The sequence below is a fragment of the Actinophytocola algeriensis genome, from assembly GCF_014203735.1.
Classification (GTDB): Bacteria; Actinomycetota; Actinomycetes; order Mycobacteriales; family Pseudonocardiaceae; genus Actinophytocola; species Actinophytocola algeriensis.
The window spans coordinates 125,157-138,090 of the sequence record NZ_JACHJQ010000006.1; the positions used below are offsets into that span (position 1 = coordinate 125,157).

The window sequence follows — 12,934 nt, forward strand, 5'->3', positions numbered from 1 at the left end:
AAGGCCTGTGCCCACGCACCACGACGGTGCCGCAAGAAATCTTCGCCACCCTGTCCATTCCCAGCTCCCTGGTTCGACGTACCCGTGAACGAACCGCGTGAAGGGGAGAAGGACATGAAACGACTGCGCACGCTCGTCGCGGTGGCGGCCGTCGCCGCCGGGCTGGTGAGCGGACCGGCCACCGCGACCGCGACCGCGACCACGACCGCGGGGCCGGGGCCGGGGCGGCACACCTACACCGGCAGCATCGACGGCGCGGAGTACCGCGTCGAGACGCCCGCGCGGTGGAACGGCACGCTGATCCTGTTCAGCCACGGGTACATCCCGGACATGCCGGGGTTCCCGCCGGGCATCACGCTCGCCCACCGCGCCGAGACCGAGCAGTGGCTGCTCGACCACGGTTACGCGCTGGCGGGCTCCGACTACAAGGGCCGCTTCGGCATGCTGGTCGAGGAGGCGCTCACCGACCAGATGGCGCTGCTCGACTGGTTCGAGGACACGGTCGGCGAACCACGGCGCACCGTGTCGAGCGGGTTCTCGATGGGCGGCGGCATCGCGACCCATCTCGCCGAGCTGCACCCGGACCGGTTCGACGGCGTCCTGGCCATCGGTTCGCTGCAGGACATGCCGGCGAACCTGAACCGCGGGCTGGACGTCACGTTCGCGGTCCGCACACTGCTGACCGACGACCAGCGGCTCGAGCTGGTCAAGGCGACCGATCCGGTGCACAGCGTGCAGGTGCTGCAGCAGGGCGTGCAGCAGGCGCTGACCACGCCGGAGGGCAGGGCGAAGCTGGCGCTGATCGGCGCCGTCGGCCAGTTGCCGCGCTGGGCGACCGCGCACAGCCCTCGGCCGACGGACCTGGTCGAGGCGATCCGCCAGCAGGCGTGGTGGACCGAGGCGGCCTACGTGGCCTCGCTCGGCCCGACCGGCCGGGTCGACATCGAACGCCGCGCGGGCGGTAACCCGTCGTCCAACGTCGGCGTCGACTACACCCGGCAGCTGGTGCGGTCCGGTGACCTGCCGTTCGTCGCGGAGGCGTACCGGGCCTCGGGCGCGGACCTGCGGGCCGACCTGCGGGCACTGGTCGACGCGCCGCGCATCGCGGCCGACGAGAAGGCGGTGGCGTGGGCGACGCGGTACGGCGTCAGCGCCGCAACCACCCCGACGCCGGTGGTCACCCTGCACGGCATGGCCGAGGGCATCATCACCTCCGACGCCCGCTGGTACGGCGAGCAGGTCCGCCACCACGGCGACCCGAACCGGCTGCGCCAGCTGTACGTCGACCGCGGCGACCACGGCGCCTTCAGCGCGGCCGACGAGATCATCGCGCTCACCGCGCTGCTGCACCGCATCGAGACGGGCCGGTGGCAGAACCTGGGCCCCCGGACGTTGAACGCGAAGGTCGCGACGTTCACGCCGCAGCAGCAGACCGTGTTCGACATCTACACGTTCGCGGACAAGGTGGTCCCGCCCGCGTTCACGAACCAGCAGCCGCCGAAGGCCCTGCGCCCGACGCGCTGACGGCTACGCGTGGAACCGGGCGGCGGCGATCAGCAACACGCCGCCGTCCGGTTTCCTGCTGTCAGTCCAGGACGGCGAGTGCGGTGCGCACGCTCTTGGCCTCCGGGACGCCGAGCCGCTCGTACAGCCGGAGGGCCTCGCGGAGGTGGGCGTGCCCGTTGCCGACATAGCAGTCGCGGACCAGGCAGCGGCCCATGCCTTCCAGGGCGCGGGCCTCCTCCAGCTGGTTGCCGATCTCGCGGGCCAGTTCGAGGGCCTGTTTGTGGTGGGAGAAGGCGTCACCCGCCTCCGGCCAGCTCCACGCGAGGCGGCCCAGGTTGTTCAACGTCCCCGCCTTGCCGGTGCGGTCGTGCAGCTCGGTGCACAGCTCGAGCGCGCGGTCGAGGCTCGACGTCGCCTCGTGGCAGTCGCCCGTCAGCAGGTGGAGCACGCCGAGTTCGTTGTGGATCGCCGCCTCGCCGAGGCGGTCGCCGACCTTGGTGCAGAGGGCGCGGGCCTCCTCCAGTGTGTCGACAGCCGCGGCGTGGTCGTCCGGGGCGCGGTCGCCGCCCAGGTAGCGGGCCATGGCCAGGTCGGTCAGCGCGTTCGCCCGGCCCTGGCAGCTGCCGAGGTCGGTGAACAACGCGTACGCGCGCTCTCCCACGGCCACCGCCTCGCGGTACCGGCCGACGGTCCGCAGCACGAAACCCAGGCGGCACAGGACGTTCGCGATACCCCTGCGGTCACCGAGCCGCTCGAACATGGCGGCCGCGCGGGTCAGGCCGCGCAGCGCGGGCGGGTGGTCCCCCGCCATCGCCTGGACGAGGCCGAGGTAGCTCAGCGCGTCCGCTTGTCCCTGCGTGCTGCCGATCTCGGTGAACACCGTGTATGCGCGGGCCAGTTCGGACGCGGCGGACCGGTAGCAGTCGGTCAAGTGCCGCACCATGCCGAGCCGGTAGCGGGCGTTGGCCACGCCGAACCGGTCTCCCACCTCGTCGCACAGCGCGAGCGCGGCGGACAGGTTGGCGGTCGCGGCCGCGTGGTCGCCGGTGGTGTACTGGACGGTGCCGATGCACTGGATCACGTCGGCGGCGCCCATGAGGTCACCGCGCTGGGCGTACAGCTGGTGTGCCCGCACGAGGTCGGTCATCGCCGCCGCGTAGTCCTCGAGCAGGTGCCGCACCACGCCGCGGTTGCGCAGCGACACGGCCAGCCCCCGCAGGTCCCCGGTGCGTTCCGCGACGCGGCAGGCCACGTCGTGGATGGCGAGCGCGTCGTCCCAGTGCCCCTGCTGCGCGAGGTAGGAGTGCAGCACGGCGGCGAGGTGCACGGTGTGCCTGGCCCTGCCGTGGCCGCGGGAGTACTCGACGCAGCTCGACAGGTTGATCCGCTCGGCCGCGAACCAGCGCACGGCGTCGGCCGGGGTCGCGAGGCGCGGCGCGTGTGCGGGCGGGGTGCCACAGCGCGGTTCGAGGACCCGGTCGTGCTGCGGCAGCAGCTCTGCGGCCGTCGTCGCGACGTGCACGTAGTAGTCGAGCACCCGTTCCACCACCGCGTCCGGGTCCTCGTCGGGGTCCGAGGCGATCAGCGTGCCGGCGAAGTGCCGGATCAGGTCGTGCAGCCGGTACCGGCCCGGCGCGGGTTCCTCGACGAGGTGGTTGAGGTACAGGGTTTCCAGCCGCGCCCTGGTGTCCTGGACCGTGGCGCGGCCCATCGCGGCGGCGGCGTCGAGGTCGAAGTCGATGCCGGGGTGCATGGAGAGCCTGCGGAACAGGCACTGCACGTCGGCGGGCAGGTCGCGGTAGGACGCGGCGAACGCGGTGACCACGCTGCGGTCGTCGGCGCGGATCTCGGCGAGGCGGTCGCGCGTCGACACGAGCTGTTCGGTCAGGTACCGCACGTCCCACGTCGGGTGGCTGCGCAGCCTGCCTGCCGCCAGCCCGATCGCGAGCGGCAGGTGCCCGCACAGCCGCACGAGCTCCGACTCGTCGCCGTCCGGCTGCCTGCCCGTCAGGCGCAGGAACATCTCGACGGCCTGCGCCGCGGGCAGCACCCCGAGCGGCAGCGGCCGCGCGTCCTCCAGCCCGGCGAGGCGGTGGCGGCTGGTGAGCAGCACCTGGCAGCCCGCGGTGCCCGGCAGCAGCGCCCGCACCTGCTCGTGGTCGGCCACGTCGTCCAGCAGCAGCAACATCTTCCGGCCCGCGAGCCGGTCCCGCCACACCCGGGCGCGGTCGTCGAGCGCGGCGGGCACGTGCCCGGCGGCGACCCCGACGGCGAGCAGCAGCGACCCGAGCGCGTCGACCGGTGTCACCGGCTGCTGGCCGGGCGTGTGGCCGCGCAGCTCCAGGAACAGGTGCCCGTCGGGGAACCGGTCGGCGACGAGGTGCGCGACGTGCACGGCGAACGCGGTCTTGCCGACGCCGGGCATGCCGTCCACGACGTGGATCGCCGCGTCGCCCTGCTCGACCGCCTGGTCGATCCGCGTGACCAGCGCGGCCAGCTCGCGGTCCCGCCCGGTGAACGACGCGACGTCCCTCGGCAGCGTCGACACGACCTCCGCCGCGCTGCGCAGCACGTCGTGCCGCACGCTCGCCGGCGCGGGCACCGGCCGCGGCCTTCCGGTGATCACCGCGAGGAGTTCCGCGACCCCGGCCGGGGTGATTTCCGGAACGTGGTAATGGCTCGCGCTCGCGGGCTGGAGATACAGCGGAATTTCCCCCGCCGACCTGCCGGGAAGTATTACCGGAAGGATCTTGCGGGTCCACGTCGCGCGGTCGCCGTGCAGGAAATCCCGCAGCATTGCCGACTCGGTCTGCACGCCCCGGTTGCAGTCGGGCAGCGCCTCGCCGTCACCCGCCGTCCGGTACTGCGGCGACGCGATCACGATGACGTTGTCGGCGCACCGGAACTGGTCGATCATCCAGACGTACCAGTCCCTGCGCACATCGTCGTCCCACTCGTCGACGCGCACGTCGACGCCGAGGTGGCGGAGCAGCCCGCAGAACCGCAGCACCTGTCTCTTGTGCGCACGGGTGTCGTGCGCGTAGGAGACGAACACGCGCGGGAGTACCGGTGAGTCTGGCTGCGGTGCCGCGGTCATGAATATGACTTTCCACGGGATTGATTGCTCGCGTGCGACGCACGATATCAACCCTGGGCCAGAAACATTCGATGACCATGCCTATTGGTCCGACATGACAAAAGCAGGACAATTATTCTCAGGCCGCGGCACCGAACCAGCGGCCGAGTGCGGCGTGGCGCACGGCGCGGTCGGGACGCGGCGCGGACGAGGCCCATGCCACGTAACCGTCCGGCCGCAGCAGCAGTGCGGTCGCCGGGGCGGCGTCGGCGTGTGCGGTGACCGCGTCGACCCGGTCGTGCGCGCCTGCCAGCCCCTCGGCGAGCGCGCCGTCCCCGGTCAGGTCCAGCAGCAGCGGCCGCGCTCCCCTCGTCAGCTCGGCCAGCCGCACGGGACCGTTCTCGTTGCGCAGCACCAGATCCGGCGCCCACCGGCCGGCCGGCGGGTGCGTGTCGCCGGTGTAGTAGCAGATGTCCGCGCCGGTCGTCATGTCCGCGATGTGCCGCACGTTCGCCTTGTCCCGCAACAGTTCCGTGAACAGCTCGCGCAGCACGGTGACGTCGCTGCCCGGGCGATCAGCTCGCAGGCCGGCATCAGGCCGTTCGGTCCGGCGCCCGCGATGACCACATCGGCGGTCGCGCCGGTGGTCAGGTCGTTCTCCTCGGTGTCGGAAGTCCTTGGGACAGCTGGGCGAACGCGTCGCGCAGCAGGTCGGTGACGGCGCCGGGTGGTTCGGTGCGCAGCCAGTGCTCGACGGCGACCGCCATGGCGCCGCCGACCGCGGCGGCCACGAGCTTCGGGTAGAGGTCCAGCTCGGGGTCGGTGCCGGTGCGTTCGGCGACCACCGCCGCGAACTCGGCCTCGACCGCGGCGGCCGCCTTCAGGAACTCGCCCTGCAGCGCGGGTTCGCTGACCATCAGCCGCACGCCCTCGACCCACTGCTGGTCCGCCGGTTCGCGGTGGCTGTCCTGGCCCAGCGCGAACCGGGCCAGCGCGGCGTTGGTGATGGCCTCCCAGAGGGGCTCGTCCGCGGGCCGGGCCCGCAGTTCCTCCGCGATCGCCCTGGCGCGCTCGACCTGCCGCGCGGCGATCGCCTCACCCTTGCCGGCGAAGTAGTTGTTGAAGGTGCGCGGCGACACGCCTGCCTCGGCGGCGATGTCCTCGACCCGCACGTTGTCGAACCCGCGCTCCACCGTGAGCCGGATCGCGGCCCAGCTCAGCGCGATGCGCGTCTCCCGCTTCTTGCGCTCCCGCAGCCCGGACGGCACGTCGTCGCTCTCCATACGATCACGGTACTCCCGATTATTGCGCACTCCGCAAAAATTCGTGTCCCGCAAGTTTGCCACGCGCCCTCTGACCTGCCGAACCACCACGGTGCGCGAGACAGTCGATTCGCACGGTGTGCGCCGTTTGATGACCACCTGAGACAGTGGGACCATGGGGAGTTGACCGGGAAGGAGTGCCACCATGTCCGATCCCACCCGGAAACGCCCGATACTGACGGGTTTCGACGGCTCGGAGACCGCCCGCGGCGCGGTCACGTGGGCCGCGGCGGAAGCCTCCCGCAGGGACACCAGGTTGTTGGTGGCCCGAGCGTACGAACGCCCGATCAACGTCACAGACCTGAGCTGGACCCCGGTGGGGCTGCTGGAGCGCCTGCCGACGTACACCCACAGGGACACCGCGGTACGAAGGCTGGCCAGGGACTGCCTCACCACGCACCCGGACCTGGCGGTGGAGACCACGATCCGGGCCGGCCACCCCAGCGACGTCCTGGCGACGCTGGCGGACGAGACCGATGCCGAGCTGGTCGTACTGGGCGCCGCCGAACACGGCCCGATAGCCAGACTGGTACTCGGCTCGGTGGCGGCGGACATGGTGCACCACGTGGCACGCCCGGTGATCGCGGTACGCCGGACCGAGGTGGCGGACCCCCAGGCACCGGTACTGCTGGGCCTTGCCGGAGTACCGGAGGACGGCCCGGCGGTGGAGTTCGCGTTCGACTTCGCGAAGACCCACAACGTCCCGCTCCACGCGGTACACGCGAGCAACAACCGCGCGGCACAAGCGGGAAGCCTGCTGGCCCCGTGGCGGGAACGCTACGCGCACGTCCGGGTGCACATCGAAGTCCTGCCGGACAAACCAGCACACGCACTGATCGAGAAGTCGAGGACTGCACGGCTGCTGATCGTGGGCTGCCACCACCACAAGGCACTGCACAGAATGCTGCAGGGCTCGGTGAGCCACACCTCGCTGTACCACGCGGCATGCCCGGTAGCGATCATCCCGACAGCGACGCAGAATGGCGCGCTGCAACCCGCCCGTCCGGGGAGAAGGCCCGTCCGGCAGCACGCCCGTCGTGCGAGGACAAGCTTCAAGGCCTAGCGCCGCGCGACGTTGCCGGGATCCTTCGGTTGCCGTGAAAGAGATGTGCCCTCCGGGGGCTCCTCGCCGGAGGGGCAGGTCTCTGGGGTGGCTTGGGGTTGTTCGGTTGCGTTGGGTGCGGGTCTGCCTGCCATCCCGTCGACCTCCCTCCGGGCTATCACACCGGCTCAAGGGGGCGGTTCCGAGTTTTGGTGCCGGTTTGGGTTGTTGGTGCCCCCTTGATCCGGTGTGATCGGGCTTCGCCAGGTCGACGGGATGGCAGGGAGCCCCTTGGTGGCGGGCTTCCGCCCGTGCACGGTTGGCCTTCGTGCCATGAAAGGCGCTTTCAGGACGCGGCCCGATGTCATGAAGGGCCCCTTCATCACGGTGAGCACAACGAAGGGCCCCTTCATCACACCGGACGTTACGAAGGGGCCCTTCATCACCGTGAGCACAACGAAGGGGTCCTTCATCACACCGCGCGTGACGAAGGGGTCCTTCATCGCACCGGACGTCCCGACGGGGCTTTGTGGCATCGCAGCCGTCTTGAGAGCGTCTTTCCGGGGCATCCTGATCCCGGCTCAGCGTCCTATCCCACCCTCACAACCCAGGACCCGGCAAACGTTGTGGACAGCGCTAAGCCAGCCGCCGACGCAGGTGCGCCCGCTCTGGCTCCGACCCGGCCAGCGACAACGCCGTCCGATAAGCATCGGCCGCCTCGTCGAGCCGGCCGAGCCGCTGCAACAAGTCGGCCCGAGCCACGAAATACGGGTGATAGGAACGCAACAACGGCTCTTCCGCCAACTCATCCAACAGCAGGAGCCCGGCCGCCTCCCCATCACGCATGGCTACAGCGGCGGCGCGGTTCACGGCGACCACCGGCGACGGACCGAGCGCCATCAACACGTCATACAGAGCAACGATCTGCGCCCAGTCGGTAGAAGCCAGATCCACCGCCTCGTCGTGCAACGCGGCGACAGCCGCCTGCACCCCGTACGGCCCCGGCGGACCGCCCGTCAAGGCAACGGCGGCCAGCTCAGCCCCCTCCGAGATCATGGCGCGATCCCAGAGCGCCCGGTCCTGCTCGTCCAGCAAGAGCAGTTCCCCGGACGCACCGGTACGGGCATCCCGGCGAGCGTGGGTGAGCAACATCAGCGCCAGCAGACCAGCCACCTCACGTTCGGCAGGCAGCAACCGGCGCAGGATCCGGGCCAGGCGGATGGCTTCCTCGGCCACCTCGAGGCGTTGCAACGACGGCCCGGCGCTGGCCGCGTACCCCTCCGTGAAGATCGAGTAGAGCACCTGCAACACCCCGGGCAACCGGGACGGCAACTCGTCGGCCCCGGGAACGCGGAACGGGATCCGCGCCGAGTGGATCTTCTTCTTGGCGCGCGTGAGCCGCTTGGCCATCGTCTCCCGGGGCACGAGGAACGCCCGCGCCACCTCAGGCGTGGTCAACCCGGCCAGGAACCGCAGCATCAGCGCGCCCCGGTCCTCCGCCGCGAGCGCCGGGTGCGCGCACGTGAAGAACAGCTGCAGCCGCTCGTCCGGCAGATCGACCCCGACCGGCGGCGAAGGGTCCGCCCGGTCGGCCTCCACCCGCAGGATCGCCAGCCGGGTGCTCAAGGCCTGGTCCCGCCGCAAGCGATCGACGGCCTTGCGCCGGGCGGTGGTCATCAACCAGGCCCCAGGCCGGGGCGGCACCCCGTCGACGGGCCAGTGCACGAGCGCCGCCTCGATGGCCTCGGAAGTGACCTCCTCAGCCAGGTCCAGATCACCGAACCGGCGGACGAGGGCCGCCAGCAGGCGGCCGCGCTCCTCCCGGAACACGGCCGCCACCGCCCCCTCCGCGCCCTCGCCGCCCACGACGCTCAGAAGTCCGCGATCGGCCGCACCACGACCGACCCCGCGCCGCGCGCTCCTGGACACCGCGCGGCCCAGTCCAGGGCGACGTCGAGATCCGGCACGTCGATCACGTAGAACCCCCCGAGCACCTCGCGGGTCTCGGCGAAGGGCCCGTCGGTCACGGTCCGCGCACCGTCCGCACCGACCCGCACGGCCGTCGCGGTGACCAGGTCGGCCAGCGACTCCCCGGACACGAAGACCCCGGCCTCCCTGACCTCCTTGTCGAAGGTCATCCACTCCCCCGGCTCACACCCCTGGTCCTCGACCGACCCGGCGTTGATCAGCAGCATGTACTTCACGACAAGACTCCCTCGGATACTGCGGCGACGTCCGCCGCATGACACCACTACGGACGGGGTCCTGCCAAATGGACACGGCTCGGGAAATTTCTCCTGAGCAGGGTCACGCCGTAGCCGACGAGCCAGACGACCCACAGGACCCAGCCCGCGAGGCCGACGAACCCGAGGTTCCCGTCGACCACCGTGAACGCCAGTGACGCCGACGCGAACTGCAGCGCGGCCGCCACGTACCCGAGCCCCGCGTGCCACGGCCGGATCAGACCGGCACGGACACCGGCGACCGACAGCCCGACCAGCGCGGTCGCCAGGAACGTCCCGTTCAGCGCGAAGAACCCGTTGTGCAACGCCCACAACGTCGCCGTGTCACCGCCGGACGTCAGCGCGAGGCGCGTGGCGATGAGCGCCGCGAACGTCGCGTTCTGCAGCAGCACCCCCGCGAACCCGGTCAGGGCCCACACGCGCTCGGCGTGCCACAACGCGGTGACCGCGCTCGCGCCGAAGACCGTGGCGAGCAGCCAGGCCAGCGGGGTGAACGCGGACGAAAGACCGACCGCGTCCGAGGCGCCGAAGAAGTCCCTGACCTCGGCGAGCTCCGCACCTGGCAGCGGCAGGCCGGCACTCACGGCCACCACGTTCGCGGCGACGATCACCGCGGCGAAGCCGATGACCGCGTACCCGCCCACCCTGACTTGAACATCCATGTATTCGTTATAGCATGCGTCAAGTGAACACCAAGCGCCGTTACGAGTCGATGCGCCGCGCGAACCAGGCACAGCAGACCCGCGCCGACATCGCGCAGGCCGCGCACCGCCTGTTCGTGGCACGTGGCTGGGCGGCGACCACCGTCCGGGCCGTGGCCGAGGAAGCGGGCGTCTCCGTGCCGACCGTGTACGCGACCTACGGCGGCAAGACCGGCCTCGCGCAGGCGCTCGTCGACGCCGCCGCGCTCACCGCGGACCGGGCCAGGCAGCTGGAAGAACTGGAGTCCGCGCCGGACCCGGCCGGGCAGCTCGCCGCGATGGCCGCGTTCGACCGGCGCCTCTTCGAACGGGCCGGTGACGTCATCGCGCTGGTGCGGGCGGCGGGCGGTGACCTGGCGGACCTCTACGCGAACGGGCGACGGGACGCCGACGAGGTGCGCAGGCAGGTCTTCGAGTCGTGGCCGGCGGGCACCCTGCGCACCGACGTGCCCACGGCGATCGACGTCTACGCGGCGCTGTGCACCATCGACGTGTACACGACGCTCACCGCGGAACGCGGCTGGCCGCCCGATCGGGTCGAGCAGTGGTGGCAGGGTGTGCTCGCCCGCGAACTCCTCGCCTGACCTCGACTGGCGGTCCCCCGACCTGTGTGCTTAGGGTGACGGCGAGGGTGCTGGTTGTCATCTGCACTGGTGGGGAGGCCGTCACATGGCGAGTGACAGGCGAACCAGGGAGTACCTGCGATCCCTCGCCCGGCCGAAGGCGGCGCGACTGCGCGTCGAACAGGTCGTCGACGGGCACCTGGTGCTGGTGCGCGTGACGGGTGAGCTCGACAACGTCACGGCGGGCATGTTGAGTGCGAAGCTGGCGGACGCGGAGGCGGCCGTGACGCCGCCCGCACCCGTCGTCGTGGACCTGACCGGGGTCAACTTCCTCGGCGCGGCCGGACTGTCGGTGCTCGTCGAACACCACGAACGGTGCGTGGAGCTGGGCGGTGCGCTGCTGATCGTGCCGGGCAGCAAGGCGGTGCGCCGGGCGATGGCGGTGACCGGGCTGGACGCGCGCCTGGTCCTCATCCCCGCCCCGTGGTAGCCCGTACGGGTGACTGTGGACATACCCGCGTGACGAACCGGTGCGGCCGCTGTCCACTCAGACAGCGGCTGCCCGCGCGATGACACGCGGGGTGGGGTCGGGCAGGCGGCCGCGTCCGTGCCGCGCGCCGAGGAGTGGGATCCGGGAGCGGTGCGCGCGGCACGAAGCGGGTGGCGCCGGTCTTGACGACCGGCGCCACCCGCCTTGTCATGTCACTTCAGGACGGTCAGAGGTCGAGCGTCCAGCTGTCGATGTAGCCGACGTCGGCGCTGGCCGCGTCACGGACGCGGAGGTTCCAGCTGCCGTTGGCGGTCTCCGAGGACAGGTTCACCGAGTAGGTCTGGTTGATGTTGTTCGCACTGCCGCCCGAGCGGTTGTGCAGGTTGTACACCGAACCGTCCGGCGCGACGAGGTCGACGACCAGGTCACCGATGTAGGTGTGGACGATGCTGACCGCGACGCTCGCCGCGGCACCGCCGGTGCCCGTGCAACCCGCGACCGAGAGCGGGCTGCTCACCGTGGAGTTGTCGTTGATCGTGTAGTTGTTCGCGTTGGTCACGGCCGCGCAGGGGTTCGGCGGGATGACGGTGCCGGTGCCGGTGTACAGCAGGAGGTTCGGCGAACCGGTACCCGGGTTGGTGATCTTGTTCGGGGTGGCGTTGGCCTTCAGCGCGGACTGCACCGCCGCCGGGGAGGCGGACGCGTTGGCGGCCAGGTACAGCGCTGCGGCGCCCGCCACGTGCGGGGCGGCCATCGACGTGCCGCTGATCGTGCTGGTGGCGGTGTCGCTGGTGCGCCACGCCGACGTGATGTCCTGGCCCGGCGCGAAGATGTCGGTGCAGGTGCCGTAGTTCGAGAACGAGGCACGCGCGTCGGTGCGGGTGCTCGCGTTGACCGTGATCGCCTCCGCGACGCGGGCCGGGGTGAAGTTGCAGGCGTTGGAGTTCGAGTTGCCGGACGCGATGGCGTAGGTGACACCGTCGGCGATCGAGTTGCGGACCGCGTTCTCCGTGGCGGCGTCGGAACCCTGCGCGCCGAGGCTCATGTTCGCCACGGCCGGGCCGGAGGTGTGGTTCTGGGTCACCCAGTCGATGCCGGCGGCGACACCGGCGAACGAGCCGGAACCGTTGCAGTCCAGCACCTTCACGGCGACCAGGCGGGCGCCCTTGGCGAGGCCGTGCGCCGCGCCGCCGATGGTGCCCGCCACGTGCGTGCCGTGGCCGTTGCAGTCGGTGTTGTTGCCGTCCCCTGTGGTGTTGGTGCCCCACGTGGCGCGGCCGCCGAAGTCCTGGTGGGTGGTGCGGATACCCGTGTCGATCACGTACGCGGTGACGTTGCTCGCCGTGGTCGAGTACGAGTACTTGCTGTCCAGCGGCAGGTTGCGCTGGTCGACGCGGTCCAGGCCCCACGACGGCGGGTTCAGCTGGTCCACTGTGGTGTGTACGGTGCGGTTCTGCTGCACGTACGCCACGCTCGGGTCGGCGGCGAGCTTGCGCGCGGCGTCCTCGCTCATCGAACCGGCGAAGCCGCGCAAGGCCGACTTGTAGGTGTAGTCCACCTTGCTGTCGTACTTCGCGGCGAGGCTCGACACCTGGTCGCCGACGCTCTGCGCGGACATCGCCGAGTCCTTGAACACGACGATGTAGCTGCCCTTGATCGCGTTGTCCGCACCGGCGTACAGGACGTCACCCTCAGCCGCCTGTGCCACCGTGGTCCCGAGGCCCATGCCGACCAGGGCGGCGGTCGCGGCGGCGAGCGTTGCGCCGAGAACCCGTCTCTTCGAAGCGCGTGACTCTCCCATGGCGTGGTTTCTCCTTTTGCAGGGCACAGCCGGACTCCCAACCCTCGAGGGAGTCGACTGTGGATGGAGATGGAGCAGGGGTTCGCGCGAACACATTCCACATTTGTCGTAGGACGCCGGTCACACAAGAGAGTGAGACGGTTCCGCTCTGTTCTCTTGTGAACGTTTGCTTGCCCGCTGGGAAGAAGTT

General features: G+C 70.9%; 11 protein-coding genes. 4 read left to right on the plus strand and 7 right to left on the minus strand.

Features of this window, described 5'->3' with window-relative positions:
• Positions 1-114: 114 nt before the first annotated feature.
• The gene (locus FHR82_RS27755) at positions 115-1,524 is read left to right on the plus strand and encodes an alpha/beta hydrolase family protein (RefSeq protein ID WP_184813508.1); all 1,410 of its coding nucleotides are present in this window, start codon (positions 115-117) and stop codon (positions 1,522-1,524) included.
• A 61-nt stretch (positions 1,525-1,585) separates the two neighbouring features.
• On the opposite strand, the gene FHR82_RS27760 is transcribed toward FHR82_RS27755, so the two are convergent.
• The 3 genes from FHR82_RS27760 to FHR82_RS27770 all read right to left on the minus strand — a co-directional run bounded on the left by FHR82_RS27760 (position 1,586) and on the right by FHR82_RS27770 (position 5,865).
• Positions 1,586-4,603 carry a tetratricopeptide repeat protein gene (locus FHR82_RS27760; RefSeq protein ID WP_184813509.1) on the minus strand — a complete coding sequence of 1,006 codons (3,018 nt, stop codon included), beginning with the start codon at positions 4,601-4,603 and terminating at the stop codon, positions 1,586-1,588.
• Between the two features lie 118 nt (positions 4,604-4,721).
• A complete protein-coding gene (locus FHR82_RS27765; protein WP_184813510.1) occupies positions 4,722-5,135 on the minus strand; it encodes an aromatic-ring hydroxylase C-terminal domain-containing protein in 414 nt (137 codons plus the stop codon).
• 94 nt (positions 5,136-5,229) lie between these two features.
• A complete protein-coding gene (locus FHR82_RS27770) occupies positions 5,230-5,865 on the minus strand; it encodes an acyl-CoA-like ligand-binding transcription factor (RefSeq protein ID WP_184813511.1) in 636 nt (211 codons plus the stop codon).
• 184 nt (positions 5,866-6,049) lie between these two features.
• Between FHR82_RS27770 and FHR82_RS47640 the strand changes: the two genes are divergently transcribed.
• Positions 6,050-6,967 carry a universal stress protein gene (locus tag FHR82_RS47640; protein WP_184813512.1) on the plus strand — a complete coding sequence of 306 codons (918 nt, stop codon included), beginning with the start codon at positions 6,050-6,052 and terminating at the stop codon, positions 6,965-6,967.
• A gap of 615 nt (positions 6,968-7,582) precedes the next feature.
• Here the strand turns inward: FHR82_RS47640 and FHR82_RS27780 are convergent.
• From FHR82_RS27780 to FHR82_RS27790, 3 genes are read right to left on the minus strand one after another with little or no spacing between them, the layout of a single operon-like run.
• Positions 7,583-8,776 carry an RNA polymerase sigma factor gene (locus FHR82_RS27780; RefSeq protein ID WP_376706454.1) on the minus strand — a complete coding sequence of 398 codons (1,194 nt, stop codon included), beginning with the start codon at positions 8,774-8,776 and terminating at the stop codon, positions 7,583-7,585.
• Between the two features lie 41 nt (positions 8,777-8,817).
• Entirely contained in the window at positions 8,818-9,150 is a 333-nt protein-coding gene (locus tag FHR82_RS27785; protein WP_184813514.1) for a YciI family protein, read from the minus strand.
• A gap of 47 nt (positions 9,151-9,197) precedes the next feature.
• A complete protein-coding gene (locus tag FHR82_RS27790) occupies positions 9,198-9,851 on the minus strand; it encodes a hypothetical protein (RefSeq protein WP_221464395.1) in 654 nt (217 codons plus the stop codon).
• A 23-nt stretch (positions 9,852-9,874) separates the two neighbouring features.
• Between FHR82_RS27790 and FHR82_RS27795 the strand changes: the two genes are divergently transcribed.
• Positions 9,875-10,474, plus strand: coding sequence for a TetR/AcrR family transcriptional regulator (locus FHR82_RS27795; protein WP_221464396.1), 600 nt, complete (start codon positions 9,875-9,877; stop codon positions 10,472-10,474).
• Positions 10,475-10,559: 85 nt separating this feature from the next.
• Positions 10,560-10,943, plus strand: coding sequence for an STAS domain-containing protein (locus FHR82_RS27800; protein ID WP_184813516.1), 384 nt, complete (start codon positions 10,560-10,562; stop codon positions 10,941-10,943).
• Positions 10,944-11,169: 226 nt separating this feature from the next.
• Here FHR82_RS27800 and FHR82_RS27805 read toward each other — a convergent pair whose 3' ends face one another.
• Positions 11,170-12,744, minus strand: a complete 1,575-nt coding sequence (locus FHR82_RS27805; protein WP_184813517.1) for a S8 family peptidase — start codon at positions 12,742-12,744, stop codon at positions 11,170-11,172.
• Positions 12,745-12,934: the final 190 nt, after the last annotated feature.